The 26,066-nt window shown below is 59.6% G+C and carries 25 protein-coding genes; 8 read left to right on the top strand and 17 right to left on the bottom strand.

Annotation, left to right across the window (positions count from 1 at the left end; translation table 11 throughout):
• From H7K56_RS10070 to H7K56_RS10060, 3 genes are all read left to right on the top strand, one after another.
• Positions 1 to 715, top strand: a 715-nt coding sequence (locus H7K56_RS10070) for an integrase core domain-containing protein (protein ID WP_182688995.1), incomplete at its 5' end; no start/stop codon positions are given.
• A 628-nt stretch (positions 716 to 1,343) separates the two neighbouring features.
• Positions 1,344 to 3,212, top strand: coding sequence for a low affinity potassium transporter Kup (gene kup, locus H7K56_RS10065; RefSeq protein WP_150360237.1), 1,869 nt, complete (start codon positions 1,344 to 1,346; stop codon positions 3,210 to 3,212).
• A 282-nt stretch (positions 3,213 to 3,494) separates the two neighbouring features.
• The gene (locus H7K56_RS10060) at positions 3,495 to 3,800 is read left to right on the top strand and encodes a YdgH/BhsA/McbA family protein (protein WP_058770126.1); all 306 of its coding nucleotides are present in this window, start codon (positions 3,495 to 3,497) and stop codon (positions 3,798 to 3,800) included.
• Positions 3,801 to 3,825: 25 nt separating this feature from the next.
• On the opposite strand, the gene H7K56_RS10055 is transcribed toward H7K56_RS10060, so the two are convergent.
• Genes H7K56_RS10055 through leuC form a run of 4 tightly spaced genes read right to left on the bottom strand, consistent with a single transcriptional unit; the run spans position 3,826 to position 7,776 of the window.
• Positions 3,826 to 4,788 carry a LysR family transcriptional regulator gene (locus H7K56_RS10055; RefSeq protein ID WP_021509484.1) on the bottom strand — a complete coding sequence of 321 codons (963 nt, stop codon included), beginning with the start codon at positions 4,786 to 4,788 and terminating at the stop codon, positions 3,826 to 3,828.
• A 30-nt stretch (positions 4,789 to 4,818) separates the two neighbouring features.
• Complete coding sequence (locus H7K56_RS10050; protein ID WP_059012851.1) at positions 4,819 to 5,733, bottom strand: alpha/beta fold hydrolase; 915 nt, start codon at positions 5,731 to 5,733, stop codon at positions 4,819 to 4,821.
• Positions 5,730 to 6,353, bottom strand: coding sequence for a 3-isopropylmalate dehydratase small subunit (gene leuD, locus H7K56_RS10045; RefSeq protein ID WP_058781436.1), 624 nt, complete (start codon positions 6,351 to 6,353; stop codon positions 5,730 to 5,732). The genes H7K56_RS10050 and leuD overlap by 4 nt, the downstream gene beginning before the upstream one ends.
• 1 nt (position 6,354) lies before the next feature.
• Positions 6,355 to 7,776, bottom strand: coding sequence for a 3-isopropylmalate dehydratase large subunit (gene leuC / locus H7K56_RS10040; RefSeq protein WP_059012853.1), 1,422 nt, complete (start codon positions 7,774 to 7,776; stop codon positions 6,355 to 6,357).
• Positions 7,777 to 8,143: 367 nt separating this feature from the next.
• On the opposite strand from leuC, the gene mqo reads away from it, so the two are divergent.
• Complete coding sequence (gene mqo / locus H7K56_RS10035) at positions 8,144 to 9,790, top strand: malate dehydrogenase (quinone) (RefSeq protein WP_150360236.1); 1,647 nt, start codon at positions 8,144 to 8,146, stop codon at positions 9,788 to 9,790.
• Positions 9,791 to 10,524: 734 nt separating this feature from the next.
• Here the strand turns inward: mqo and H7K56_RS10030 are convergent.
• The 4 genes from H7K56_RS10030 to H7K56_RS10015 all read right to left on the bottom strand — a co-directional run bounded on the left by H7K56_RS10030 (position 10,525) and on the right by H7K56_RS10015 (position 14,659).
• Positions 10,525 to 11,775, bottom strand: a complete 1,251-nt coding sequence (locus H7K56_RS10030; protein WP_058775056.1) for a flavin-containing monooxygenase — start codon at positions 11,773 to 11,775, stop codon at positions 10,525 to 10,527.
• 108 nt (positions 11,776 to 11,883) lie between these two features.
• Positions 11,884 to 12,702 (bottom strand): ABC transporter permease, encoded by an 819-nt coding sequence (locus tag H7K56_RS10025; RefSeq protein WP_150360235.1) that lies wholly within the window; start codon positions 12,700 to 12,702, stop codon positions 11,884 to 11,886.
• A gap of 1 nt (position 12,703) precedes the next feature.
• Positions 12,704 to 13,558, bottom strand: coding sequence for an ABC transporter permease (locus H7K56_RS10020; RefSeq protein ID WP_021509491.1), 855 nt, complete (start codon positions 13,556 to 13,558; stop codon positions 12,704 to 12,706).
• A 69-nt stretch (positions 13,559 to 13,627) separates the two neighbouring features.
• Positions 13,628 to 14,659: a polyamine ABC transporter substrate-binding protein gene (locus tag H7K56_RS10015; RefSeq protein ID WP_150360234.1), complete on the bottom strand. Its 1,032-nt coding sequence runs from the start codon at positions 14,657 to 14,659 to the stop codon at positions 13,628 to 13,630.
• Positions 14,660 to 15,023: 364 nt separating this feature from the next.
• Between H7K56_RS10015 and H7K56_RS10010 the strand changes: the two genes are divergently transcribed.
• Positions 15,024 to 15,986 carry a LysR family transcriptional regulator gene (locus H7K56_RS10010; RefSeq protein WP_021509493.1) on the top strand — a complete coding sequence of 321 codons (963 nt, stop codon included), beginning with the start codon at positions 15,024 to 15,026 and terminating at the stop codon, positions 15,984 to 15,986.
• A gap of 5 nt (positions 15,987 to 15,991) precedes the next feature.
• On the opposite strand, the gene H7K56_RS10005 is transcribed toward H7K56_RS10010, so the two are convergent.
• The 9 genes from H7K56_RS10005 to H7K56_RS09965 all read right to left on the bottom strand — a co-directional run bounded on the left by H7K56_RS10005 (position 15,992) and on the right by H7K56_RS09965 (position 23,319).
• Positions 15,992 to 16,921, bottom strand: coding sequence for a 2-hydroxyacid dehydrogenase (locus H7K56_RS10005; RefSeq protein WP_182688993.1), 930 nt, complete (start codon positions 16,919 to 16,921; stop codon positions 15,992 to 15,994).
• Positions 16,918 to 17,364 carry a type II 3-dehydroquinate dehydratase gene (locus H7K56_RS10000; RefSeq protein ID WP_150360233.1) on the bottom strand — a complete coding sequence of 149 codons (447 nt, stop codon included), beginning with the start codon at positions 17,362 to 17,364 and terminating at the stop codon, positions 16,918 to 16,920. Before H7K56_RS10000 ends, H7K56_RS10005 begins: the two co-directional genes overlap by 4 nt.
• Before the next feature lie 10 nt (positions 17,365 to 17,374).
• Entirely contained in the window at positions 17,375 to 17,989 is a 615-nt protein-coding gene (locus tag H7K56_RS09995) for a glutathione S-transferase (protein WP_150360232.1), read from the bottom strand.
• Positions 17,986 to 18,993 (bottom strand): NAD(P)H-quinone oxidoreductase, encoded by a 1,008-nt coding sequence (locus H7K56_RS09990; protein ID WP_150360231.1) that lies wholly within the window; start codon positions 18,991 to 18,993, stop codon positions 17,986 to 17,988. Before H7K56_RS09990 ends, H7K56_RS09995 begins: the two co-directional genes overlap by 4 nt.
• A gap of 3 nt (positions 18,994 to 18,996) precedes the next feature.
• Positions 18,997 to 20,139 (bottom strand): ABC transporter ATP-binding protein, encoded by a 1,143-nt coding sequence (locus tag H7K56_RS09985; protein ID WP_150360230.1) that lies wholly within the window; start codon positions 20,137 to 20,139, stop codon positions 18,997 to 18,999.
• Between the two features lie 38 nt (positions 20,140 to 20,177).
• The gene (gene argE / locus H7K56_RS09980) at positions 20,178 to 21,329 is read right to left on the bottom strand and encodes an acetylornithine deacetylase (protein ID WP_150360229.1); all 1,152 of its coding nucleotides are present in this window, start codon (positions 21,327 to 21,329) and stop codon (positions 20,178 to 20,180) included.
• A gap of 15 nt (positions 21,330 to 21,344) precedes the next feature.
• A complete protein-coding gene (locus H7K56_RS09975; protein WP_150360228.1) occupies positions 21,345 to 22,019 on the bottom strand; it encodes a DUF1028 domain-containing protein in 675 nt (224 codons plus the stop codon).
• 13 nt (positions 22,020 to 22,032) lie between these two features.
• The gene (locus H7K56_RS09970) at positions 22,033 to 22,458 is read right to left on the bottom strand and encodes a RidA family protein (protein WP_021509501.1); all 426 of its coding nucleotides are present in this window, start codon (positions 22,456 to 22,458) and stop codon (positions 22,033 to 22,035) included.
• A 147-nt stretch (positions 22,459 to 22,605) separates the two neighbouring features.
• Positions 22,606 to 23,319: an IclR family transcriptional regulator gene (locus H7K56_RS09965; protein WP_021509502.1), complete on the bottom strand. Its 714-nt coding sequence runs from the start codon at positions 23,317 to 23,319 to the stop codon at positions 22,606 to 22,608.
• Positions 23,320 to 23,489: 170 nt separating this feature from the next.
• Here H7K56_RS09965 and H7K56_RS09960 point away from each other — a divergent pair, with 170 nt between their 5' ends.
• The 3 genes from H7K56_RS09960 to H7K56_RS09950 are packed head-to-tail and all read left to right on the top strand — an operon-like array spanning position 23,490 to position 26,049.
• Complete coding sequence (locus tag H7K56_RS09960; protein WP_150360227.1) at positions 23,490 to 24,182, top strand: RraA family protein; 693 nt, start codon at positions 23,490 to 23,492, stop codon at positions 24,180 to 24,182.
• The gene (locus tag H7K56_RS09955) at positions 24,182 to 25,120 is read left to right on the top strand and encodes a hydroxyacid dehydrogenase (RefSeq protein ID WP_058770553.1); all 939 of its coding nucleotides are present in this window, start codon (positions 24,182 to 24,184) and stop codon (positions 25,118 to 25,120) included. The genes H7K56_RS09960 and H7K56_RS09955 overlap by 1 nt, the downstream gene beginning before the upstream one ends.
• The gene (locus H7K56_RS09950; protein ID WP_150360226.1) at positions 25,117 to 26,049 is read left to right on the top strand and encodes an SMP-30/gluconolactonase/LRE family protein; all 933 of its coding nucleotides are present in this window, start codon (positions 25,117 to 25,119) and stop codon (positions 26,047 to 26,049) included. The genes H7K56_RS09955 and H7K56_RS09950 overlap by 4 nt, the downstream gene beginning before the upstream one ends.
• The last annotated feature ends 17 nt before the right edge of the window (positions 26,050 to 26,066 follow it).

Below are 26,066 nucleotides of genomic sequence, written 5' to 3'. Positions count from 1 at the left end.
GAGCGCTGATTTTAAAGGGCGCTTCCGCCTGAAAGACGGCAGCTGGTGCCGCCCCTTCACGCTTACCGATAACCACAGCCGCTACCTGCTGTCCTGCGAGCCGGGCACGTCGGAGACCACGGTGTTCGTGCGCGGCTGCATGGAAAGGGCCTTCCTGGAAGGCGGGCTGCCCGACGTTATCCGCACCGACAACGGCTCGCCCTTCGTTGCGCCGGGCATTCTCGCGCTGACGCAGCTGAGCGTGTGGCTGATAAAGCCGGGGATACAGCCGGAAAGAACCGCGCCGGGCTGTCCGGGGCAGAACGCCCGCCACGAGCGGATGCACCGGTCGCTGAAGGTCGCCATGAGCCACCACGACGTCTTTGGCTCGCTGCCGGAGCAGCAGGCGTGGTGCAGCGGATGGCGGAACGAGTTCAATCAGGAAAAGCCGCATGAGGCGCACGGGCAGCAGCCGCCCGCGAAAATATGGACGCCTTCACCGCGAAGATGGGACGGAAAAGTGCCGGAGGTGGGCTATCCGGAGGGGGCGAAGCTGTACAAAGTCGGTGAAAAAGGCGACCTGAGGCTGAACGGGCGAACCTTCCTGAGCGCGGCGTTACGGGGGGAATACGTGCGGTTCCTGGAAGTGGACGACGGCATTGACGTCATCCTCTTCGACAGGCTCATCCTTGCGTATTATGACCGGGCAGAAAAGCGTATTATCCGGATCGACTGACCACAAAAGTGTTACCTGTGTGCCCGGTCTGATCTGTTACCCATGTGCCCGGTCGTACCTAAATGGCGACCCTACAACAATCGCGGTCATCATTAATCGCGAACCCGCGGCAATTACGGTCGCCATAAATGGCGACCCTACATCAATCGCGGTCATCATTAATCGCGAACCCGCGGCAATTACGGTCGCCATAAATGGCGACCTTACATCAATCGCGGTCATCATTAATCGCGAACCTGCGGCAATTACGGTCGCTATAAATGGCGACCCTACATCAATCGCGGTCATCATTAATCGCGAACCCACCACAATATTGTAGGGTGCGCATTCATGCGCACCTGGACCTGTCCCACCACCGCAACGCCTCCGCTACCTATCCCATTTTCTGCCAGCCAGCCCGCTTCTGCTGCTGTCTGAATCGTCTACACTTCAGGTTGAAAAAGCCGCAGCGGTGTAAAAATGGCGTAAAAATTTGGCCGATTGGTATAAAAATCGCGTACAAAAAAACGCCAACCCCTACCGATTACGCCGCTGAAACGCTATCTTCGCCAGCATAAAAGTGGGTGATTGCGACACGCCAGTGCGGTTGATGGCGCTCGCCCTTTCTCCCTGAAAAAACAGGAAATGTATGAGTCAATCAGAGAAACAGTCTCTGCCTGCTGGCATGCTGGCCGCCGCCGGCATCGTGTTTGGTGATATCGGTACCAGCCCGCTGTATACACTGAAAGAATGTCTGTCGATTTTGCCGGACGGCGCGCCGTCGGCGCTGGCGGTGATGGGCTTTCTGTCGCTGATCTTCTGGGCGCTGACGCTCATCGTCACGTTTAAATATGTCTGCTTCGTGATGCGCGCCGACCACGACGGCGAAGGCGGCATTCTCACCCTGATGTCGCTGGCTCGCCGCAACGTTGGCCGCAAAGCCGGTCATATCATCGTGCTGGCCGGTCTGATTGGCGGAGCATTTTTCTACGGTGATGGCGTGATCACCCCGGCCATATCGGTGCTGTCGGCCATAGAAGGGATTCAGGTGGTCTCGCCCGGGCTGGAAAAATATGTGGTGCCGCTGGCGCTCACCATTCTCGCACTGCTGTTCATTATCCAGAAACACGGCACAGAAAAGGTCAGCCGGGTGTTTGGCCCGGTGATGTTTGTCTGGTTTGTGGCCATCGGCGCGCTCGGCATTCGCGGTATTCTGCTCAATCCGGAAGTGCTGCACGCGCTCAGTCCGTCCTATGCGCTGACCTTCCTGCTCAGCCACAAAGCGCTCTCGCTCGCGGCGATGGGCATGGTGGTGCTGGCGGTGACCGGCGCGGAAGCGCTGTATGCCGACATGGGCCACCTGGGCAAAGCGCCGATTCGTCTCGCCTGGCTGGTGATTGCCATGCCGGCGCTGATACTGAATTACTTCGGCCAGGGCGCGCTGGTGATCGCCGATGCGCAGGCGCTGAACAATCCGTTCTTTAATCTGGCTCCCGGCTGGGCGCAGATTCCACTCATTGTGCTGTCAACGCTGGCCACGGTCATCGCGGCGCAGGCGGTGATTTCCGGCGTCTATACCCTGACGCATCAGGCCATTCGCCAGGGCTTTTTACCGCCGATGCGCATCATTTTTACTTCGCATACCGAGTCCGGGCAGATTTACATTCCGGTGGTTAACTGGCTGCTCTTCACCGCCGTGATGCTGATTGTGCTGGCTTTCCGTCAGTCGTCGGCGTTGTCCTCGGCGTACGGCATCGTGGTGACCGGCACCATGGTGATCACCGCCTGTCTGGCGGGCGTGGTGGCGCTGCGTAACTGGCGCTGGCCGCTGCCGCTGGCGCTGTTATTCCTGCTGTGTATGCTGGTGGTCGACGTGCCGCTGTTCATCGCCAACCTGATGAAACTGCTGTCCGGCGGCTGGGTACCGGTGCTGCTGGCGCTGACCATGATGGGATTGATGCTGATCTGGAGCAGCGAGCGTAACCGCCTGATTCGCCGTTTGAATAACGATCAGGACGGTTTACTGGCGCTGGTGAAATCGCTGGAGAGCAATCCGCCGAACCGCGTCGAGGGCACCGCCATCTTCCTCGCGCGTAAGGAGTTTGAAATTCCCCAGGCGCTGTTGCACAACCTCAAGCATAACCGCGTGCTGCACCGCCGCGTGGTGCTGTTGCATATCCGCACCACCGACACGCCGCGCGTCTATAATCAGCAGCGCATCAGCATTACGCAATTGTCGCCGTCGTTCTGGCAGGTCACTGCCGCCTACGGCTGGCGTGAAGTGCCGTCGATGGCGGAGATTCTGCATCTGTGCGGACTGGAAGGTTTTGGCTGCACGGTGAATGAAGCGTCATTTTTTACCGCTCACGATACGCTGGTGATGAAGAAACGTCGCGGTCTGGCGCGCATTCGCGGCGGAATTTTTCACTTCTGCCAGCGCAATGCATTACGTGCCCATGAGCAGTTTCATATTCCGCCCAACCGGGTGATTGAGTTGGGCGGTCAGCGCGAATTTTAAACCTCAGGCCACGGATGGCCTCTCCTCCCGCCTTTTATTCTGCGCGGTAAATGTAAGCAGATGAAAAAATAGTAGCGAAACATTACCGGAGTTGTGGCGGAACTTTTCTTAACATCTGATTAGCAATTAAAGCTAAAACGCATAACCTCAAAAGGTGTTTATTAACCCTACCGGCATGATCATTCACCGTGCGCTTTGCCGGAATGTATAAACCAATAAACAACGATCTCAGGATCGGTTAATTCACTTCCGGCTCTGTTGTTATTTTTGAGGAGTAAGACCATGAAAGCGTTAATTAACGATGTGATTTCCATTTTTACGCCGCAAAATGTTAAACCGGTTTTAATTCGCGCCGATTTGACGCACCGCGAATTATCTTCAATCCATCCGGCGGGTGTAACTACTGTAAGCTGGGCCACATCAATGGAAGAGTTAACAGACGCCATTGTGAAAAAAGCCCAGGCGGCCGGAGCCGTCGGTTATCACATCACCGACGTTGAATCACATGAGCCGGGCCACGACGGCCAGCACGTGATGGCCGCCACTGCCACGCTGTATCACATCAATGACAAAGTGGCTTACGGCTGATGCCGGGATTAACGCGTTTTTCTGTTTATGGCCTGCCCGTCATTTCCGGCAGGCTTTTTTCATTAAAATAGGCGGCGAGAAAATCGAGAAAAACTTTAATACGCTGCGATTCTGCGGCGCGTTGCGTATACACCGCCCAGATATTGGCTTCCTGATACCACTGCGGTAATACCGCCACCAGCTCGCCCGTCGCCAGATAGGGCGCCACATCCCACGCTGAACGCAGCGCAATACCATGCCCCTGCAACGCCCAGTGCAGAATCACCTTGCCGCTATTGGAAGAGTAATGGCTGTTCAGGCGACACAACACCTGCTGCTCGCCATTGGTCAATGCCCAGTTACCAAATGAATTATCGCGTTCATTAATGATCAGACAGCTGTGATGAATTAACGCATCCAGCGAGGCTGGCATACCGGCGCGGGATAAATACGCCGGCGCGGCACATAAAATGCGCCGGTTAGCAATCAGCCGGCGGGCAATATAGGAAGGATTGAGATCGTCGCCAACGCAGATTTCCACATCCGTGCCGCTCTGTAGCAGGTCGAATGCCCGATCGCTTAGCATCAGTTTAATATTCAGCGACGGATGCTGGTGAATAAATGCCGAAACCGCATCCGATAAATAGTCCTGACCGAAACCAAACGAGCAGCCGACGGTAATTTCCCCGGTCAGCTCGCCGCGCCACTGACGGAAATTATTGAGAAAGCCATCCATTTCCTGCACTACCTGCAGCGCGCCCTCCAGCGCTTTTTCACCTTCCGGCGTCAGGCGCATCACGCGGTTAGTGCGGAAAAACAGCCGCGTCTCCAGCTGTTTTTCCAGAATGGCGATGCGTTTACTGATGTAAGACGGTGACTGACCCAGCTCAATCGCCGCGCGGCCGAAACCGTCATGCCGCGCCACGCTGATAAACACGTACAGGTCTTCAATCGACGGCCAACCCTGTAACGGCTTCTGATAACTTTTTCCGGCAAGCAGTATTTTCATAACAGCACATGGTGAGTGAACGCCACGTGGTTATAACACAGATCCCAGGAAGCGCTGAAGCGAGTGCAGAAACCGCTCTGGCACCTCTTCCTGCGGTGAATGGCCGCACGGTAACGCCTCGCCCTGCACCTGCAGCGCCTTGTCCTGCCAGGTGTGCACCACATCATACAGCTGACCGACCGTGCCCTTTTCGCCCCACAACAGTAACAGCGGGCAGGCAATGCGCCGGTCGCTGTCAGCGGCATCGTGTTGCAAATCGATGCTGGCGGCGGCGCGATAATCTTCACATACCGCGTGGATCATCGCCGGATCCCGATAGCAGCGCAGATAATCTTCAAACACCGCCGCTTCGGTCGCGCCCGGCGTTTTCAGCTGGCCATCAATGTGTTTACGCAAAAAGAACGCCGGATCGTGACCAATCATGGTCTCCGGCAGCGGGTGCGGCTGAATCAGGAAGAACCACCAGAAATAGCGCGTGGCGAACGCCTGATCGGTCAGCGCGTACATGGTGGCAGTGGGTGCGATATCGACAAACACGCAGCAGCTGACTTTCTCCGGGTGATCGAGCGCCAGCCGGTGCCCGACGCGCCCGCCGCGATCGTGGCCGACAAACGCCACGCGCTGCAGGCCGAGCGCGTCGATCAGCTGGCTGATATCCTGCGCCATGCTGCGTTTGGCATACGGCAGATGTTCAGCGTCACTGGCGGGCTTGTCGCTGTCACCGTAGCCGCGCAAATCCGGCAGGATCACCTGATAATACTGCGCCAGCTGCGGTGCGATTTTACGCCAGGCCAGATGATTTTGCGGATGGCCGTGCAGCATCAGCAAAGGCGTGCCCTTGCCGCCGCTGGCCACGCGTAGCGTAACGCCATTATCCAGCGTCACATCCTGCAGGGTAAAACCGGCGATAAACGGCGACGGGCCGCGGTCGATAATCTTACTCATGGTTGCTCCCTGGTGCGCTGCAGCCACGGACGCTGCGCAAAGTGCTGCGCTTCAAACTGGCGGATATCTGCTTCATATTGCAGCGTCCAGTCTACCGCGCTGCCGCCACCGATCAGCATCTCGCGCTTCAGGGCACTGACCGTAAAGTGAATCACCTCATCCGCGAACTGAATGGTTTGCTGATCCAGCGACACGCTGATGGTGTTGCGCTGCGCATCGGCGGCCACCGCACTCAGACGCTGGTAATCAGCCTCGCTCAGGCTCAGCGTCAGCACACCGTTACGCTGGCAGTTGTCGTCAAAAATGCCGGCGAAGCTGGTGCCGATAATCGCGCGGATGCCCAACTGATTCAGCCCCCACACCGCATGTTCGCGGCTGGAGCCGCAGCCAAAATTGGCGCCGACCAGCAAAAACGTCGCGTTCTGCCAGCCCGGCTGATTAAGGATGAAATCAGGGTTTGGCGCACCGTCGGCCAGAAAGCGCAGGTCAAAGAACACGCCGCGATCCAGCCCCTGCCGGTCAATGCCTTTGAGAAACTGCTTGGGCATAATCACATCGGTATCGATGTTAGCAGCCGGCAGCGGTGCCAGCTTGCCGGTGATGGTAGTGAAAGCTTGCATATTAAACCCCGGATTGCAGATAGTGACGAACATCAACCAGATGGCCCGCCAGCGCAGCGGCGGCGACCATCGCCGGACTCATTAAGTGAGTACGCGCGCCCGCGCCCTGACGGCCGGCAAAGTTACGATTGGTGCCAGATGCGCAGCGATCGCCCGGTGCCAGCACATCCTCGTTCATCGCCAGACACATCGAACAGCCCGACTGACGCCACTCGAAGCCGGCGTCGATAAAGATGGCCGCCAGCCCTTCCGCCTCCGCCTGCTGCCGTACCTGGGTTGAGCCCGGCACGATGATGCCGCGCACGTGCGGCGCGATTTTGCGGGTGCCGATCACCGCTGCCGCAGCGCGCAAATCTTCAATGCGCCCATTGGTGCAGGAGCCGATAAACGCGTGGGTGATGGCAATGTCGGCCAGCGGCGTGCCGGCTTGCAGCCCCATGTAGTGCAGCGCATTTTTCATCGCCTGCTGTTTCACCAGATCGGGTTCGTCTGCCGGATTAGGCACGTGGCCGCTGATGGCGCAGGCCTGATCCGGGCTGATGCCCCAGGTGACCTTCGGTTCCAGATCGCTGCAATCAATGGTCAGTTGCCGGTCAAATACCGCATCATCATCGCTGCGCAACGTGCGCCACTCGGCCAGCGCCTGCTGCCACAGTTCGCCCACCGGCATTTGCGGTTTGCCGGCAATGTAAGCGTAGACCTTGTCATCCGGCGCGATAATCGCCCCGCGCGCACCGGCTTCCACTGCCATGTTACACAGAGTCATACGCCCTTCCATGCTCAGCGCATCAATCGCGCTGCCGGTAAACTCAATCGCATACCCCGTAGCGCCGGATGCGCCAATCTGTTCGATCAACGCCAGCACGATGTCTTTGGCGGCGCAGCCAAATGGCAGCTCGCCGGTGACTTCAACGCGCATGGTTTTCAGCGTGCGATAAATCAATGTCTGTGTCGCCAGCAGGTGCTCGATTTCCGAGGTGCCGATGCCGAACCCCAGCGCGCCAAACGCCCCGTAAGTGGTGGTATGGCTGTCGCCGGCGGCAATCACCATCCCCGGCATCACCAGCCCCTGCTCGTGAGCCACCACATGTTCAATGCCCTGTCGCGGATCGAGCACGTCAAACAGCTCAATGCCAAAGTGTTCAGCATTTTTGCGGAAGTAATCGACCTGCAGCTGGCCGCCAGCGTCGGTCATCGCCGCATCGCGCATCGGCCGCGTCGGGTTCACATGGTCGACGTTGAGTAGAATGGTGGCCGGATGGCGCACGCGCCGCGACCGGTCGCGCAGACCGCTAAACGCCTGCGGGCTGGTGTATTCATTGAGGATTGACCGGTCGATATAGAGCAGCACGTGCCCCTCATCGTCCAGGTGACGTACCACATGCTGTTCGATCAGCTTTTCATACAGGGTTTTGCCCGCCATGCTCATGTCCACGCGAAAGTTAAACAAGTCATCAGAGACCTTAGGGTAAACCCATTCGGCGTCAGATCATCAACACGCTCCGTGCAGTGATAGTGCATGATTTGTCATCGCGGCAGCGGATTTAATTTGACCTAAGTCGTGCCCGTCGTTATAAATAATAACCGCGCTCCGTTAGCGGATATATTGTTGCTTTTTCCCGCATTTCTGCTGTATTCCTGCCGTTTATTTCGCCATCCCGCTTTTATGAAAGTTAATTAATTGCCATCAATAGTTAATTAACTAAAAACAAGTTAATCTTTTCGTAACAATCTTTTAATTTGCCAACCGAATTTTTAACGTTCATCTGCAAAGAATAAACAGGACTGGCATGACTCAGACCAAAAAACTTGTGTCCGCGCTTTCGCTGACGGCACTGCTTGTCTCTTCAGCGGTTCACGCTGAGAACGCACCAGAAAAAACCGACGTGCTGCTGATTGGCGGCGGTATCATGAGCGCCTCGCTCGGTACCTGGCTGCAGGAGCTGCAACCGGGCTGGAAACAACTGATGGTTGAGCGTCTCGACGGCGTCGCGCTGGAATCCTCCAACGGCTGGAACAACGCCGGTACTGGCCACTCTGCCAACATGGAGCTGAACTACACGCCAGAGCGTGCAGACGGTTCCATCGATGTGAGCAAGGCGCTGGAAATCAATGAATCGTTCATGATTACCCGCCAGTTCCTGACCAGCCAGGTACAGCGTGGCGTGCTGCACGATCCGCGTTCGTTCATCAACTCCACCCCGCACATGAGCTTTGTCTGGGGCGACAAAAATGTCGAATACCTGACCAAACGCTATGCGGCGCTGCAGAAAACGACCCTGTTCCAGGGCATGAAGTTCTCTACCGATCACAAGCAGATCGAGCAGTGGGCACCGCTGGTAATGGAAGGTCGCGATCCGAATCAAAAAGTGGCCGCCACCTGGACGCCGGTGGGTACCGATGTGAACTACGGTGAAATTACCCGTCAGCTGATCGGCAGCCTGCAGAAAGATCAGAACTTCAAGCTGGAAACTTCCTCTGAAGTCACCGATTTCAAACGCAACAGCGACAACTCCTGGCACGTCACCATCAAAGACGTGAAGAGCGGCGCAAACCGTGAAGTGGATGCGAAATACGTATTCATCGGCGCGGGCGGTGCGGCGATCAAGCTGCTGCAAAAAACCGGTATTCCTGAAGCCGATAACTACGGCGGTTTCCCGGTGGGCGGTTCGTTCCTGATGACCGAAAACCCGGAAATCACCAGCCGTCACTTGCAGAAAGTGTATGGTCAGGCTTCCGTAGGCGCACCGCCAATGTCGGTACCGCACATCGATGCCCGTAACCTCGACGGTAAAAAAGTGGTGCTGTTTGGGCCGTTCGCCACGTTCTCGACCAAATACCTGAAGAACGGTTCGCTGTTCGATCTGCTGAGCGCCACCACCACCAGCAACTTCATGCCGATGACGCACGTGGGCATCGATAACTTTGACCTGGTGAAATACCTGATTGGTCAGGTGATGCTGAACGATGACGACCGTTTTGCCGCGCTGAAAGAGTACTACCCGAACGCGCGTAAAGAGGACTGGAAACTGATTCAGGCCGGCCAGCGTGTGCAGATCATCAAGAAAGATGCTGAGAAAGGCGGCGTGCTGAAGCTGGGTACCGAAATCGTGACCGATCAGCAGAAAACCGTGGCGGCCCTGCTGGGTGCTTCACCGGGTGCATCTACCGCGGCACCGATCACCCTGAACGTGATGCAGAAGCTGTTCCCGCAGCAGTTCGCGTCAGCGGAGTGGCAGCAGAAGATCCGCGCTATCGTGCCAAGCTTCGGCCAGAAGCTGAACGGCAACACCGCGCTGACCCAGCAGGTATGGGATAATACCGCATCCGTGCTGCAGCTGACCAAACCGCCAGTGATTAACATGGACGATCAGCAGTCGGCACCTGCGCAGGCCAAACCGCGCGAAGAGTCCGCGAAGCAGGATATGGCGCTGTAATAGGCCATCGCTGAGTCAATCGAACCGATGCCGGTGCGCGAGCCATCGCCCACCGGCATTTTTTTGTCTGGGATCTGATGATTGCTGTGTCAGATTGCGCAATAAAATTGCGCTGCTACGGTTTGTACGCGCTGTGATTACTGTATCTTCCAGCCGCACCTGGTGTAGCGGCACGATTTATCGTGCTAGTTGTCCATCGCACTGCTGCCTGTTGCGCAATAAATTGCGCCGCTACGGTTTGTGCGCGTTGTGATTACTGCATCTTGCAACCGCACCTGGTGTAGCGGCACGATTTATCGTGCTAGTTGTCCGCTGCGCTGCTGCCCGATGCGCAATAAATTGCGCCGCTACGGTTTGTGCGCGTTGTGATTACTGCACCTTCCAGCCGCACCTGTTGTAGCGGCACGATTTATCGTGCTGGTTGTCCATCGCACTGCTGCCTGTTGCGCAATAAATTGCGCCGCTACGGTTTGTGCGCGTTGTGATTACTGCATCTTGCAACCGCACCTGGTGTAGCGGCACGATTTATCGTGCTGGTTGTCCGCTGCGCTGCTGCCCAATGCGCAATGAATTGCGCCGCTACGGTTTGTGCGCGCTGTGATTACTGCACCTTCCAGCCGCACCTGGTGTAGCGGCACGATTTATCGTGCTAATTCAAAGGTTGCAAGACAACAGTACGTGCGGGCGTTGTAGATCTTCCGTAGGGTGCGCATTCATGCGCACCTGGAAAATAATTACGACTTTACGTAATCCGAATAGGCATTTTGCAGCGCGATGTGGTCGGCAATATATTTCGCATCGTGCCACACGCCGTAAATAAACGACGACGCCCGGTTGACCAGATTGGGCAGGCCAAGGAAATAAATACCGCGCTCGGCAGAAATACCGCGCTTGTGGAATGGCAGGCCCTGTTCATCAAACGCATCCACCTGCAGCCAGCTGAAATCAAATTTAAACCCGGTAGCCCAGATAATGGTGCTGATGCCCGCCGCCTGCACGTCCAGCTGCATCAGCGGATTTAACAGGCAGTCCGGATCCGGCAACAGCTCCCACGCCTGCGGCTCGGCCGGTAAATCCAGCCCGTTGCGTTCTATGTACGCATCCGCATCGCGCAGCACCTCGAAATAAGCTCTGTCACCTTCGGCGATATTCTCTGCCAGCCCCGGCGCAAAGCGCAGCACGCCGTTATCCCAGCGCTCGGTGATGCCGACCAGCGTAATGCCCATATGGGCCAGCCGGCGAAAATCCACGGTTTTACCGCCTTCATAGCCGCTGACGGCAAAGGCCACGTGCTGTTTCTTCGGCTTGATTTTCACTTCGTCCCACAGCCCCAGCGCGCCAAGCCACCAGCAGTAATCACGGTCGCGATAGGCGCGTGGCGGGCGGTAGTGCTCGCCGACCGACAGAAACACCTCGCGGCCGGCCTGACGCAACTCCTCGGCAATCTGGGTGCCGGACGCACCCGCACCGACCACCAGCACCGCACCGGGCGCCAGCTGCTGTGGATTTTTGTACGCCGATGAGTGGATCTGCTGCGGCACCGCGCCTTCAGGCACGATGGCCGGGAACGCGGGCTTCTGAAACGGCCCGGTAGCAGCCACCACATTGTCCGCGTCGAATTCTCCCACCGACGTCACCACCCGGAAGCCGCTGCGTCCGGGCAGCCGCGTCACCTGCTGTACTTCAACCCCGGTGCGCACCGGCGCGTTGAGCATCTTTGCGTAATCCTCGAAATACTGCGCCATGCGCTCTTTCGGCGGAAACGCCTCCGGTGAAATGTTATCAAACTTCAGCGAAGGAAAGCGGTCGTGCCACGCCGGGCCGTTTGCCACCAGCGAGTCCCAGCGTTCGGAGCGCCAGCGCTCGGCAATGCGGCTGCGCTCCAGCACCACGTGCGGGATCTGCATCTGCGCCAGATGTTCGCTCATGGCGATACCCGCCTGGCCCGCTCCGACAATCACGGTATTGATTTTTTCTACTGACATAGGTCATCCCCGAATAGTTGGCATGCCACCAGCGCGGCGCAAATATTGCGCCGCTGGCGATTAACACCAGGTTGTCATGTTTAACGGCGGCTTAATGGCACAGCGAAATTAATGCCCGGCCTCAACGTTTAATATTTTTCCCAGCCCGAAAAACTTATTGGCGATAATTAACATCGCGGCGGTCACCACAATATAAATAACCGACAGCGCCGCCAGCGTCGGGTCGGCAAATTCACGCACGTAGTTGTACATCGCCACCGGCAGCGTCTGCGTCGCCTGGGTGGTAATAAACAGCGAGGCGGTAAATTCATTGAAAGAGAGAATCGCCGCGAACAGCCAGCCACCAAACAGGCCCGGCAGAATCAGCGGCACGGTAATGGTCCATACCACGCGCAACGGCGATGCGCCGAGGCTGGCCGCCGCCAGTTCTATCCGCTGCTCAAGATTTTTCAGCGATACATAGATGCTGCGCAGCACGAACGGCAGCACCAGCACCACGTGGCAGAAAATCACCAGCGCGTAGCCGCGTCCCAGATTGAGCTGTGACACCAGCATCAGCAGGCCGAGGCCAATGGTGAAATGCGGAATAAACAGCGGCGACAGCAGAATGCTCTCCAGCACCTGTTTGCAGGGAAAGCGATAGCGCTCGATGGCAATCGCCAGCGTGGCGCCGATGACCACCGCCAGCGTTGACGCCCATGCTGTGACAATCAGTCCGGACCAGAAGCCGTGACGAAAATCGTCGTAGCTCAGCGCCCGCTCAAACCAGCGCAGCGACCAGCCTTTCGGCGGGAAGAACAGCACGGAGGTGCTGCTGAACGACGAGATAAACACCACGACGGTGGGCAACATGACAAACGTCAGAATGGCGATCACCAGCAGTTTGCCCAGCAGCGCAATCAGTTTGTCGTTGTGAGAACGGGTCATATCAGTGCCCTCCCATGGCATGCAGGAAGCGCGTCATGCGCTTCAGCGCCAGCAGCAGCAGAATGGTCAGCAGCAGGCCAGCAATGCTCAGCGCTGCGGCAAACGGGAAGTTCATCGAGGAGAAGCCCAGCTGATACACCAGCGTAGCCACGGTACTGACGCGTCCGCCGCCAATCAGTTGCGGCGTCGCGAAAGCGCTAAAGGTCCAGGCAAACGCGGTGGTCAGGCTGGCGATAATGCCGGGAATCGACAGCGGAATGGTCACCGTCAGCAGCGCGCGTACCGGCCCGGCGCCAAGGCTGGTAGCGGCTTTTTCGTAGTCCGGATTGATGTGTGACAGCGCCGTCGCCAGCATCAGCACCATGATCGGCATGGTGACATGCACCAGCGCGACCACCACACCGGTCTGGGTAAACATAAACTGGATCGGCTGGCTGATGATGCCCAGCGCCAGCAGCAGGCTATTAAGAAAGCCGCTGTTACCCAGCACGATAATCCACGAATAGGTGCGCACCACTTCCCCCAGAAACAGCGGAGTAATCGCGATGATCAGAATGGTGGATTTGATCCACGCAGTGCGGGTGCGCACCAGCGCATAGGCCAGTGGGTAACTCATCAGCAAACCAAATAAAGCCGTTTTGGCGCTGAGCAGCACGGTATTGAGAAACGCATCGCCGTAGATGCGTTTGAACAGGCCACTGAAATTGGCCAGCGTAAAGCCGCCGACATCCAGCGAGCCGGGAATGTACGCACGCACGCTGAACTGCATCACCGCAAACATCGCGACGACCAGCCCCATCGCGGTCAGCGTGGCGGGAAGAATGAACCAGGGTAAAAATGTCGGTTTTTTCGTCATGGACGTTACTGCCTGCATAGGTGTTACCGGCTACGGCGAGGCACCCGCCCCGCCGCAGCACCAGGACAATCAGTGAGACATGATGTTTTCAGAGAACCACTGACGCCACTCGGCAGTTTTCTCCGCACGCAGTTGTGGATCGGTATTGATGGTGGCATTCCACTGCGCCGGCGTGGTCAGCATGCCTGGCAGCTTCGCCAGCTCCGGATCGATATGCGCGTTGGTCACCGTCGGGCTACCGCGATAGATCTTCGCCACCTGCTGCTGAATTTCCGGTTTCAGTGCGATGTTGATGAACTTGTACGCCAGATCGGCATTTTTGCTGCCTTTATTGATGCCGACGGTATCCACGCCGAGGATCGCGCCCTCTTTCGGTATCGCCAGCTTGATGTTGACCCCTTCCGCAATCATGCTGTAGGCGTTCATCGACAGCATCACCTGCACCGGCGTTTCTCCGGTGGAGATCAGCTGCTGGCTGTTGGCATCATCGGTGTAGAACGATTTGATGTTAGGAATCAGCGCTTTCAGCTTCGCCTGGCCCTGCTGCCAGTGCGCGGCATCGCTGCCGGAGAGTTTGGCGGCCACGGCGATGATGTGGCTCGGATCCCAGTCGGGCAGTGCCAGCGTGCCTTTCAGCTCCGGTTTCCACAGGTCGTTCCAGCTGGTGAAGGTTTCCCCTTTCGGCACCAGATCCGGACGGTAGCCGATGGTGTAGACGTAGCCCCACACGCCCAGATGATACGGGCTCACTTTCGCCTGCTGCACCAGATTGACCGCGTTAGGGATTTTGCTCATGTCGAGTTTCTCGAACAGGCCGCTGTTGGCATACAGATAGCCGACGTGCGCGGTGGTGAAGGTCACGTCCGTTTCCGGCGAACCGCCCGCCAGTTTGGCTTTGTTGAGGCGATCGATGGTGCCGCCGGTGACGAACTGGACTTCGACGCCGGTCTCTTTAGTGAACTCTTTAGCGATGGTTTGATCGATCAGATCTTTAAAGCTGCCGCCCCAGGTGCTGACAATCAGCTTGTCGGCGGCCATGGCATTCCCTGCGCTCAGAATTCCCGTGGTTAACAACGTTAAGGCACACATCTTACGCAACATATTTTTGTCCCCAGTGAATGAAAAGGCTGTTATCGCTGCTCTGAACCACCGTTGATTCGCCACGGCGCGCTGCGCCAAAACAGTGCGAAAGTGAAAAGCAGGTGTCACAGCGATTCTGCCGCTGGCCGCTGCTGCGGTAAAACAGCCTTTTCCTCGCCGTTGCATCGGAATTTCTGACGCTAAAAAAGTCGCTGCTTTGCAACGGATTTTCTTAAGCCTTAGTGAGGCAGAAGCGAATGGGCGTGAAGGGTCAGGCAGGGGATTATGCTGCTATTCGCTGTCCGGCATGATAAATGCATGGAAACAGGGGTAAATAGAAAAGCCGGCGCGACAAGATCGCGCTGGCGACACCAGGAGAATCTGCATGCTCAGTCGCATCACCCAGCGCCAGCTGGAATACTTCGTCGCGTCCGGCGAAGCCGGCAGCATTATTGGCGCATCCGAACGTATTCACGTGTCGTCACCGTCGATCTCTGCCGCCATTACCCACATCGAATCCGAGCTGGGGGTGCAGCTGTTTGTGCGCCACCACGCGCAGGGCGTGTCGCTCACCGCCATTGGCCATCAGGTATTAAAAGAGGCGAAGCTGATCCTGGAACAGATGTCGAATCTGTATACCATCGCCTCAGAGTCGCTGAACAACGTGCGCGGCCCGCTGCGCGTCGGCTGTCTCGACACGCTGGCCCCGATGCTGACGCCGGAGCTGGTGTTTGGCTTTGGCCGCGCCTTCCCCGGCGTGCGCATCACGCTGGTGGAGGGCAATCATGAACAGCTGCTGAAACAACTGCGCGCCGCCGATATCGATATCGCGCTGACCTACGATCTGGTGCCGGCCAGCGACATCGCGTTTCAGTCGCTGGCGCAGCTGCCGCCGTATGTGATGGTCGGCGAACATCACCCGTTTGCCAGTCAGTCTGCGGTGACCATCCAGGATCTCGCTACGGTGCCGATGGTGCTGCTGGATATGCCGTGGAGCCGCGAATATTTTCTCAGCCTGTTTAGCGAAGCGGGCGTCACGCCCAACATTGTGATGCGCTCCGGCAATATGGAAGTGGTACGCGCGATGGTGGCCAACGGCGTGGGATTTGGCATCGCCAATGTGCGGCCCAAAGCCAATCTGTCGCAGGATGGCAAACGGGTGATCCGCGTGCGCCTTGCCGGCGTGAACCGGCCAATGTTGCTGGGATACGCCACGGTGGCCCACGTGCAGCAGTCGATGGTGGTCAACGCCTTCGCCGAACGCTGCCGCATGTTCATCTCCGATCAATACATTCCCGGCATGGCCGCGCCAAGCTACTTCGACCCGCAGGTGGTGCGCGTCGCCTGACGCGCTCAGTAACCCCGCGCGGGAAACACCTGGTTGAGCACCGGCTCGCCGCGCATCACCCGCTGGATGTTATCAGCCACCTGACGTGCGGCGCTGGCCGGGATCGCTACCGACGCCAGATGCGGGGTGATCAGCACATTTTCCATGCTCCACAGCGCATCGTCGGGCGGCAGCGGCTCGCGATCAAACACGTCTAATGTGGCGTGCCCGATCTGTCCGCTCTGCAGCGCCGCGGTCAGCGCGGGCTGATCGACAATCGCGCCGCGCGACACGTTGATCAGCGCGCAGCCCGGCGGCAACCGTGCCAGACGCTGCGCATCCAGCAATCCGTGGGTTTCAGGCGTGAGCGGCAGCATCACCACCAGAATGTCGCTGCTGGCCAGAAACGCATCCAGCGCCTGCATACCGCTGACGCAGTGAATGCCGTCCAGCGCTTTGGGCGACCGCGACCAGCCGCGCACGTCAAAGCCCTGACGCGCCAGTTCGCGCGCCGCATACGCACCCAGTTCGCCCAGCCCCAACACGCCCACGCGAATCGACGCCGGCGCGCGCGGATGCAGATAGTGCCAGCGATGTTCACGCTGTGCGCGCTCAAATGCCGGTATGTCACGCGCGTAACGCAGCACGGCAAACAGCACGTAACCGGCCATCATGCGCGCCATATCCGGGTCCGATAGCCGGACGATCGGGATGTCAGGCAGGTCGTCGCGCCCCACCAGCGAGTCGACGCCCGCGCCCAGATTCACCAGCAATTTCAGCTGGCGATACGGGGCAAAAAAGCCGCGCGGCGGCTTCCACGCCAGCGCAAACTGCACGCTATCGGCATCCGCAACCTGATCGGCACGGCAGATAGTGACATCCGGTAATTGTGGTGCCAGCAGCGCCGACCACGCCTCGAAGCTGTCGAACTCGCTATAAAACACCAGCGTCGTCATGCGCTGGGCTCCTGTAGCAGCGTCGCCAGCGCATCGATAGCCAGTTCATAACCCAGCGCGCCCAGCCCGGCGATCACGCCGGTGGCGGCTTTCGACACCAGCGACTGATGACGAAACGGCTCGCGCTGCCAGATATTGCTCATGTGCGCTTCGATGATCGGGCCATCGAACATCAGCAGCGCATCCAGAATCGGCACCGAGCGATACGACAACCCGGCGGCATTGATGATCAGCCCGTTTGCCTGCTGGCGCGCTTCCTGAATCCAGTCCACCAGCACCCCTTCATGGTTGCTCTGACGAAACTGCAGACTGAGGCCGTGCGCGTCGGCGCGCTGCTGACAGCGCTCGCCGATGCTGGCGAAACTGTCGCTGCCGTAAGTACCGTGGCGATCCATGCCGTAAAGATTGGCATTGGGCCCATTGAGAAAGAAAATCTGAGACATTGCGGCTCCATTAAAGGTGCGGGCGCGTCGCGGCCATCGCCGGGTGCGCGTCAAAGAGGGCAAACCAGGCGGCGCTCTGCGGATGTGTGGCGCGCCAGTTGAGTTCAGCAAAACGAAAGTCGAGATAGCCCAATCCGCAGCCGATGGCGATCAACCCGAGATCGTCGGGCGTGCGGCTGAACGCCTCCGCCTGCTGCTCAATGGCCGCCAGCGCCGCCGCCACTTTGGTCAGCTGCGCATCGCGCCACGCTGACCACTGCTTTTCCAGCGGGCGGGCGCTGGTTTCGTAGCGCGCCAGCAGCGCGGCGTCCAGCAGCCCATCACCCAGCGCCTGGCGCGTGAGGCACAGCCAGCGCGCCTCGCCGTCTGCCGGCAGCAACTGGCCCGCGGCGCGGTGGTTAAGGTATTCGCAGATCACCCGGCTGTCGTATAAACATAGTCCCTGTTCGGTGCGCAGCGCCGGCACTTTAGCCAGCGGATTAAACGCGGCAATGCGCGCATCGCGCTCGATGGGGTGCGCCGCCGACGCCAGCAGGGTGATCTCCGGCGCCAGACCCAGCAGCCGGGCGCACACCATCACTTTTCGCACGTAAGCCGAGGTAGAGGCGTAATAGAGTTCCATCATGGCATAGCCTCCGCATCTGGCAGCAGCAGCACTTTGCCGATATTGGCATTGGCTTCGAGGATGCGGTGCGCCTGCGCGGCGGCCGTCAGCGGCAATCGCTGATGCACCTGCGGCGTGATGCGCCCGGCGGCCAGTAAAGGCAGCAGATGGGCGCGCACGCACTGCGCCAGACGCGCTTTTTCCGCCGCGCTTTTCGGTCGCAGCGTGGAAGAGGTCAGGCTTAAGCCTTTGCGCATGATCAACTGTAAATTGATCTCCACCGTGGCCCGCTGCATAAAGGCGAGGCTGACGTGCCGCCCGCCCGCTGCCAGCACGCTGAGGTTGCGCGCAATGTAGTCGCCGCCGACGTTATCCAGCACCACATCCACGCCGCGTTCCCGGGTCAGCGTCTGAATCACCGCCACAAAATCTTCGCTATGGCGATCAATGGCGCGCCACACGCCCAGCTGCTGCAGCGCGGCAATTTTTTCTGCACCGCCGGCGGTGGCAATCACTCGCGCGCCACAAGCCTGGGCGCACTGGATCGCCAGCGTGCCCACGCCGCTGGCCGCGCCGTGAATCAGCACGCTGTCGCCCGGCATCAGACGGCCCAGCTCAAACAGGTTGTGCCAGACGGTAAACGCGGCTTCGGGAAAACCCGCCGCGTGGCTGAGCGGCAACGTGTCCGGCACCGGCAGGCACAGGTCGGCGCGCGCCACGCAGTATTGTGCATAACCGCCGCCGCTCAGCAGCGCCATCACCGCCATGCCCGGCTGCAGTTCGCTGACGCCTGCGCCGAGCGCAACGATGACGCCCGCCGCTTCCAGCCCGAGAATATCGCTGCAGCCTGGCGGCGGTGGCATGCCGTTGCGCTGCAGAATATCGGGCCGGTTAACCCCTGCGCTGACGACGCGCAGCAGCACTTCGCCCGGTCCCGGCTGCGGCACCGGGCGCTGCACCGCAGTCAGCACCTCTGCACCACCCGGCTGTGCGGCGATGATCGCCGTCATGGTTTCCGTTGCCATGCGTTAACCCTGTGCGTCGCTGGTGAAGGCGCAAACGCCCTCGTCATCAAACGTCAGCCCCACCACGCTGCCGACCGGCCAGCGCGTCAGCGCCTCCAGTCCGGACTGACGGGCAAACAGTGAGGCACTGCCGAGCGCCGGAATGTCGAGGTGCACGTCAACGTGATCGCCCTGAAACACGTGCGTCAGCACCGTGGCGCTGAGCAGCGCCTGCGGACCGAGCGGCGCCAGCTGCACATTTTCCGGACGCACATACACATCGAGCCGGTCGCCGACGCTGGCCTGCACCCGTTTGGCCGGCAGGCGCAGCGTGTTGCCGCCCAGCTCCAGCAGCGCGCTGGTGTCGCGGCCGGCGTAGCGGCCCGGCAGAATGTTCACGTCACCGACGAAGCTGGCGACAAACGGATCCTGCGGTCGGCGATAGATCTCATCCGGCGGACCGATCTGGCGCACGTGCCCGGCCGACATCACTACCACGCGGTCGCTCATGCTCAGCGCTTCGCCCTGATCGTGGGTGACGAAGACCGTGGTCACGCCGAGTTTGCGCTGAATCGCTTTCAGCTCGACCTGCATGGATAACCGCAAATTTTTATCCAGCGCGGAGAATGGCTCATCCAGCAGCAACACTTTGGGACGAATCACCAGCGCACGCGCCAGCGCCACGCGCTGCTGCTGCCCGCCAGACAGTTCACGCGGCTTGCGCTGGCCGTACCCCGCCAGCTTCACCAGCGCCAGCGCCTGCCCGACCCGCTCGGCGATTTCCGCTTTCGGCACGCCGCGCATACGCAAGCCGTAGCCGACGTTTTTCTCCACCGTCATGTGCGGAAACAGCGCGTAGTTCTGAAACACGATGCCGATCTCGCGCTGATAGGGCGGGATTTCCGTTACCAGTTCGCCATCGATAAAAATCTCACCGCCGTCGGCTTCGGCAAAGCCGGCCATCAGGTTCAGCAGCGTGGTTTTACCGCAGCCGGACGGGCCGAGCAGCGTAATGAACTCACCTTCGTGGATGGTGAGAGAAATTTTATGCAGCGCGATGGCATCACCAAAGCGCTTCAGGACGCCATCCAACTGCACCGCCACGTTGGCCTTATGCGGTGCCGATGACAGCGGCTGCGGAAACGGGGTTACTTCTGCACTGACCATACAATCTCCGGATTCGGACGGGGTGGCTCGTCACGGGTTCATTCGCACATCCAGGTCGCCAGCCGGCGTAACAGGCTGTCACAGGCGTCCAGCTGTGCGAGGGTGATAAATTCGTCGGGCTTATGGCCCTGCTCCATACTGCCGGGACCGCACACCACGCAGGGGATGCCGGCGGCGGCAAACAGTCCGCCTTCAGTGCCAAACGCCACGGTGCTGAAGCTGTCGCTGCCGCTCAGCCGGGCAATCAGCTGTGCCGCGACACTGTGCGCGGCGGTATCCAGCCCGGGATAGGCGCTGAGCGGCGAGAAGCGGATGGCGCTGGCGGGCTGCACCGCGCGCATCTGCGGCTCCAGTGTCTGCTGCGCATACGCCACCAGCTCATCTGCCACCTGCTGTGCATCATCCTGCGGCAGGGTGCGCACTTCGAAATCAAAACTGCAGGCGTCTGGCACGATATTCAGCGCGCGCCCGCCGTGGATCACCCCGGTTTGCACGGTGGTAAACGGCGGATCGAAGCGCGCATCCTGTCGTTCCGGCGCCGCCAGACGTTCACCGATGACAGTTAAGTGCTGGATCAGCTTCGCGGCGTATTCAATCGCATTGACGCCCTGCGGCGCGTATGCCGAGTGGCAGGCCGCGCCCTGCACGTCGCAGCGCATTGCCAGCTTGCCTTTGTGGCCCAGCACCGGACGCAACTCTGTCGGCTCGCCAATCAGGCAGATCGCCGGTCGATCGCTGCGCTGCGCCAGCGCCTTCACCAGCGAGCGCACGCCGAGGCAACCCACCTCTTCGTCATAGGAGATAGCCAGGTGCAGCGGCTGACGCAGCGGCTGGGCGAGAAAATGCGGCACGGCAGCCAGCATGCAGGCGAGGAAGCCTTTCATGTCTGCCGTGCCGCGTCCGTACAGCTTGCCGTCGCGTTCGGTGAGCGCAAACGGCGGCACCGTCCACGTCTGGCCATCAACCGGTACCACGTCGCTGTGGCCCGATAGCATCACCCCGCCGCTGCCGGCTGGCCCGAGCCGCGCATAGAGATTGGCCTTGCTGCGTTCTGCGTTGTGCATCAGTTCACAGGTCACGCCGAGCCCGCTGAGGTAGCGCCAGCAGAAATCGATCAGCGCGAGATTGGATTCGCGGCTGGTGGTGTCGAAAGCCACCAGATGTTCGAGCAGGTTACGGCTGGTCAGCATCGCGTCTCCTCACGCTTATTCATCGCCCGGCACGCCGTAACGGGGTGCCAGCGTGGGATTGAGCGCGCGCGTCAGGTAATCCTGCATCTGCGGCTGATAGGCCAGCCACAGCTGATGAAGTTCCGCGATGGGATCGCCCTCCGTCCAGTCAACGCGCAGATCAACCAGCGGCCACGGCTGTTCGCCCACCACCGCCAGCGCCGACGAGTGAACCGGCCCGGCTTCGCCTCCGGCGGCCATCCCGGCCTGCATGGCCGCGATTAACCGTGCGGCCAGTTCGCCCGGCTGCTGCGTAAACGCGCTGACCATCGCCGAAATCACCTCGGGATTCGCCAGCAAATTACCGGCCGCTACGCAGTCGCTGCCGCACAGCGCGTGATTCACCCCCAGCGTGTGCGTTCCGCTGAAGCAGGCACTGCTGCCGTCGGCCGCCAGCACCGTAAGCTGGCGATAATCAAAAAAGTCATCGCTGGCAAGACCGCTCTGCAGCGCCTGCTGCGCCGTCTCGCCCTGACTCAGCCGATCAAGAATGCGCGGGCCCAGCGCCGGCAGCGTGATGTTCTGCGTGGAGACCGCGCCGACACCGGCGCGCAGCCACGGACAGCGTGCGCCGACCGCAATACTCGACGAGCTGACCGCGATGCCCAGCTGGCCGGTTTGCGCGCAGCGTCCAACAATCGATAACGTCATGATGCGGCGCTCCTTATTGTGGCTGCCAGTCGTCGGGGATTACCGCAATCACGTCGATCTCCATCAGCCACTGCGGCTGGCCCAGTCCCGAGATCACCAGACCGGTGGAGATGGGAAACACGCCTTTCAGCCACTTGCCGACCACCTGATACACCGGCTCGCGATAGCGCGGGTCGATGATGTAGGTGGTGGTTTTCACGATGTGCGACAGGTCGCTGCCCGCTTCTTCGAGCAGTTGCTTCACGTTTTTCATCGCCTGCTCGGCCTGCGCTGCCGGATCGCCCAGCCCCACCAGGTTGCCTTCGAAGTCGGTGCCAATCTGACCACGCACGTAAACGGTGTTGCCGGCGCGCACGGCCTGACACAGGTCGTTGTCCAGCGACTGATTAGGATAGGTATCTTTGGTGTTGAATTTGCGGATGCGGGTATGGGTGCTCATGATGCCTGCCAGCGTTTAATTGGTTTCCGCAAGGTATACCGGGCTTAGCGCAGCAGGGAAAACAGCATTAACTGAGGTGTTGCTTTGAAAAATCCGAAGGAGTGCGGCAGGCCTGCTGGCCCGCCGGTGAGTGATTAATGCGCAGCCTTATTTAGCCGCATAAACCGCATCACAAAATGCTTTGCGCGCGCCCAGTTTGGCTGACAGGCGTGCAGCCGCTTCGCGCATCAACACACCTAACTCTTCATCTTTGCGATTCAGCGTCAGACGCGAAACCGGGCCAGTCAGCGCCAGCGCAGCGGTCAGCCGATCATTTTCGGCGAATACCGGTACGGCAAAGGCCGCGATGTGCGGATCGCGCGCGCCTGAGCTGAATATTGGCAGCGACGGCAGCGCATCGAAGAGATTTTCATTCATGCCCCAGAAACGCAGCACCTTACTGATGGCTGAGTTATCGAGCGGAAAAATCGTCCCCGGCAGGCGCGTATGACGCAGGCCATCAGACGATTCAGCACGAAACAGGCACAGACGCTGGCCGTTATCCAGTACGTACCAGCTGGCGCTCTCGTTGGTCGCCGTTGCCAGCGCCTGCAATTCCGGCTGCACCACGCTGGCCAGATGGAATGATTGCTCATAAAGCTTGCCGAGGTATAACAGACGCGGGCCGAGCGTGTAGACACCGCTGTCACTGCGCACCACATAGCCCATCCTTTCCAGCGAGTTCATCAGACGATAGACAGTGGTTTTGTGATAGCCGGAAAGCTGCGACAGCGCAGTTAGCGACAGGCTCTCTTCGCCCGGCTTAAAACAATCCAGCAGGGACAACGCCTTCTCCACCGCATTAACGCCTTCATTTCCCATTTTTTCCTCCTGATTTGTGCCGTCCTGAGTGTACCTGAAAACTGTGAGTCACATCGTGTTTACATCACAAACACCTTCGTAACACTGGCATGCGGCGTCAGATCGTCGATATAGTTGTTTTATATTGTACAACATTGTTGTACCAGGTAAAACAAACCACGAGGTGAATTATGTCTGTCTCTGCAAATAACCTGATCAACCGCAACATCGAGCGCGTCAGCGCCCTGTCCGTCAGCCAGGCCGCCGCATTCCAGGCCGCGATTCTGGCCGATGTCGCCGGTCGTCGCGGCACCCTGCATGGCCGCGTTAAGCCGCTGTCGCCGCAGATGAAAGTCGCCGGGCCGGCCATCACGGTGGAAGTGCGTCCGGGCGATAACCTGGCGATTCACGCGGCGCTGGCTATCGCCCAGCCGGGTGATGTGCTGGTGGTGGACGGCAAAGGCGACATCAGTTGCGCGCTGCTGGGTGAAATCATGGCAACCCAGGCCGAAGCGTCCGGCATCGCCGGCATCATCATTGATGGCGCGGTGCGTGATGCTGACGCCCTCGCGCAGGGCAGCTATCCGGTGTTTGCTGCCGGCCTCAACCCAAGCGGCCCCACCAAAAGTATTCCCGGACGCGTGAACCATCCGGTGTCGGTGGCCGGTGCGTCGATTGAGCCGGGCGACCTGGTGGTCGGCGATGCCGATGGCGTGGTGGTGATCGCTAAACAGTATGTGGAACGCATCATTGCCCTGGCGGCGAAGAAGCTGGACGCCGAAACGCGCCGCATCGCGGGTATTAAGCAGGGCGATTTGCGTCCGGGCTGGCTGGAAGGTGCCCTGCGCGCGGCGGGTATGTTAGCAGAAGGAGAATCGCTGTAATGAGCAACGTAAAAACTATCCTCATCACCGGCAGTGACCTGGCTGCTGAAGCCGTCGAGCTGCTGCAGGACTATCAGCTGATTTATGCCGGACGCCAGCCGCAGGAAGCCGATTTGATCGCGCTGTGTGAGCGCCATAATCCTCAGGCGATCATTGTGCGCTACGGCAAAATCAACGGGCGCATCATGGACGCCGCGCCGGCGCTGCGCGTGATCTCCAAGCACGGCAGCGGTATTGACGTTATCGATCAGCAGGCAGCGGCGGAACGCCAGATTGCGGTCCGCGCGGCAGTGGGTGCCAATGCCGCTGCCGTGTCGGAGCATGCGTGGGCGCTGATCCTCGCCTGTGCTAAATCGGTGCCGCAGCTGGACCGCCGGATGCGCGACGGACACTGGGATAAAGCGCAGCATAAATCGCTGGAGCTGGAAGGACGCACACTCGGCCTGGTCGGTCTGGGCGCCATCGGCAGCCGCGTGGCGCGCATCGGCCAGGCCTTCGGTATGCAGGTGCTGGCCTACGATCCTTATGCGCAAACCTTGCCGGCTGGCTGTGAAGCGGTTGAATCACTGGATGAACTGTACAGCCGTGCCGATGTGGTGTCGCTGCACTGTCCGCTGACGGACAGCAATCACCAGATGATCAACGCGGCCGCCCTCGCCCGTTTTAAGCCTGGCGCGATTCTGGTCAACACCGCGCGCGGCGGACTGATTGACGATCAGGCGGTGGCGACCGCGCTGCAAAACGGCACACTGCGTGCCGCCGGACTGGACAGCTTCACCAGCGAGCCGCTGAATGCACCGCATTTGTGGCAGTCGCTTAACAACGTGATTATTACGCCGCACATTGGCGGCGTGAGCGACAATGCTTACGTGCGCATGGGCACCGGTGCCGCGCGCAACGCGTTACAGGTTCTGCAGGAGCAGGAGGCGGTATCATGACCGTACTCACCGTACCGGAGGTGCGCGAGTTAACGCTGTTTTCGCGCCTGCCTGAAGCGTTTCGCCGGCCGGACGCCGGCAATGTCTGGGCTGCCGCCAATCGCGGCGGCCAGCTTACCGACTCCTTTCTCGAAGGCCCGGTGTGGCATCCCTCCGGCTGTCTGTATGTCACCGATATTCCCTATGGCCGCATCTTTCGCGTCGATATGAGCGGCAACTGGGAGCTGGTGGTGCAGTATGACGGTGAGCCCAACGGCATGAAGCTGACCGATCCGGACACGCTAATCATCACCGATTACCGTAACGGCCTGATGAAGCTGTCAATCAGCAGCGCCACTATCACGCCGTGGCTGACGCGGCGTAACAGCGAAAGCTTTCGCGGCGTCAACGACTTAACCCCCGACAGCCGCGGCAATCTCTATTTTACCGATCAGGGCCAGACCGGGCTGCACGATGCCAGCGGACGCGTCTATCGGCTCAGCCCGGATGGCCGGCTGGATCTGCTGCTGGATAACTGCCCGAGCCCGAACGGCCTGGTGCTGTCGCCGGATGAGAAAATCCTGTACGTGGCGATGACGCGCGGCAACTGCGTGTGGCGCGTGCCGCTGCTGGCGGATGGTTCGGTGAGCAAAGTTGGACTGTTCTTTACCTCGCACGGACCCAGCGGGCCGGACGGGCTGACCATCAATCAGCGCGGCGAACTGCTGATCGCCAATCCCGGCCTGGGGCGCGTCTGGCGTCTTAACGATCTGGCTGAACCGGAAGAGATTCTGCTCAGTCCACTGGGTCGCTCCACCACCAACCTGTGCTTCGGCGGGGCCGACCTTAATCAGCTGTTTATCACCGAATCGGTCAGCGGCAGCATCCTGACCTGTACCCAGAACACGCCAGGCCGCACGTTGCCGGCCATCGATACCTCGTTTCTCTGACTACAACTCTGCGTCAT

The organism is Pantoea dispersa (genome assembly GCF_014155765.1).
GTDB lineage: Bacteria > Pseudomonadota > Gammaproteobacteria > Enterobacterales > Enterobacteriaceae > Pantoea > Pantoea dispersa.
Note: the sequence above shows the minus strand (reverse complement) of the source record. Positions and strands in the feature narration are given on the sequence as shown.

Excerpts from the sequence above, each read along its gene's own strand:
- H7K56_RS09975 (WP_150360228.1), bottom strand. The coding sequence starts at position 22,019 with ATGACGTTATCGATTGTTGGACGCTGCGCGCAAACCGGCCAGCTGGGC.
- kup (WP_150360237.1), top strand. The coding sequence starts at position 1,344 with ATGAGTCAATCAGAGAAACAGTCTCTGCCTGCTGGCATGCTGGCCGCC.
- H7K56_RS10020 (WP_021509491.1), bottom strand. The coding sequence starts at position 13,558 with ATGACGAAAAAACCGACATTTTTACCCTGGTTCATTCTTCCCGCCACG.
- H7K56_RS09950 (WP_150360226.1), top strand. The coding sequence starts at position 25,117 with ATGACCGTACTCACCGTACCGGAGGTGCGCGAGTTAACGCTGTTTTCG.
- H7K56_RS09970 (WP_021509501.1), bottom strand. The coding sequence starts at position 22,458 with ATGAGCACCCATACCCGCATCCGCAAATTCAACACCAAAGATACCTAT.
- H7K56_RS10015 (WP_150360234.1), bottom strand. The coding sequence starts at position 14,659 with ATGTTGCGTAAGATGTGTGCCTTAACGTTGTTAACCACGGGAATTCTG.
- H7K56_RS09960 (WP_150360227.1), top strand. The coding sequence starts at position 23,490 with ATGTCTGTCTCTGCAAATAACCTGATCAACCGCAACATCGAGCGCGTC.
- H7K56_RS09955 (WP_058770553.1), top strand. The coding sequence starts at position 24,182 with ATGAGCAACGTAAAAACTATCCTCATCACCGGCAGTGACCTGGCTGCT.
- argE (WP_150360229.1), bottom strand. The coding sequence starts at position 21,329 with ATGCTGACCAGCCGTAACCTGCTCGAACATCTGGTGGCTTTCGACACC.
- H7K56_RS10055 (WP_021509484.1), bottom strand. The coding sequence starts at position 4,788 with ATGAAAATACTGCTTGCCGGAAAAAGTTATCAGAAGCCGTTACAGGGT.
- H7K56_RS09965 (WP_021509502.1), bottom strand. The coding sequence starts at position 23,319 with ATGGGAAATGAAGGCGTTAATGCGGTGGAGAAGGCGTTGTCCCTGCTG.
- H7K56_RS10010 (WP_021509493.1), top strand. The coding sequence starts at position 15,024 with ATGCTCAGTCGCATCACCCAGCGCCAGCTGGAATACTTCGTCGCGTCC.
- H7K56_RS09995 (WP_150360232.1), bottom strand. The coding sequence starts at position 17,989 with ATGATGGAACTCTATTACGCCTCTACCTCGGCTTACGTGCGAAAAGTG.
- H7K56_RS10050 (WP_059012851.1), bottom strand. The coding sequence starts at position 5,733 with ATGAGTAAGATTATCGACCGCGGCCCGTCGCCGTTTATCGCCGGTTTT.
- mqo (WP_150360236.1), top strand. The coding sequence starts at position 8,144 with ATGACTCAGACCAAAAAACTTGTGTCCGCGCTTTCGCTGACGGCACTG.
- H7K56_RS10060 (WP_058770126.1), top strand. The coding sequence starts at position 3,495 with ATGAAAGCGTTAATTAACGATGTGATTTCCATTTTTACGCCGCAAAAT.
- H7K56_RS10025 (WP_150360235.1), bottom strand. The coding sequence starts at position 12,702 with ATGACCCGTTCTCACAACGACAAACTGATTGCGCTGCTGGGCAAACTG.
- H7K56_RS10030 (WP_058775056.1), bottom strand. The coding sequence starts at position 11,775 with ATGTCAGTAGAAAAAATCAATACCGTGATTGTCGGAGCGGGCCAGGCG.
- H7K56_RS09990 (WP_150360231.1), bottom strand. The coding sequence starts at position 18,993 with ATGGCAACGGAAACCATGACGGCGATCATCGCCGCACAGCCGGGTGGT.
- H7K56_RS09985 (WP_150360230.1), bottom strand. The coding sequence starts at position 20,139 with ATGGTCAGTGCAGAAGTAACCCCGTTTCCGCAGCCGCTGTCATCGGCA.
- leuD (WP_058781436.1), bottom strand. The coding sequence starts at position 6,353 with ATGCAAGCTTTCACTACCATCACCGGCAAGCTGGCACCGCTGCCGGCT.
- H7K56_RS10000 (WP_150360233.1), bottom strand. The coding sequence starts at position 17,364 with ATGTCTCAGATTTTCTTTCTCAATGGGCCCAATGCCAATCTTTACGGC.
- leuC (WP_059012853.1), bottom strand. The coding sequence starts at position 7,776 with ATGGCGGGCAAAACCCTGTATGAAAAGCTGATCGAACAGCATGTGGTA.
- H7K56_RS10005 (WP_182688993.1), bottom strand. The coding sequence starts at position 16,921 with ATGACGACGCTGGTGTTTTATAGCGAGTTCGACAGCTTCGAGGCGTGG.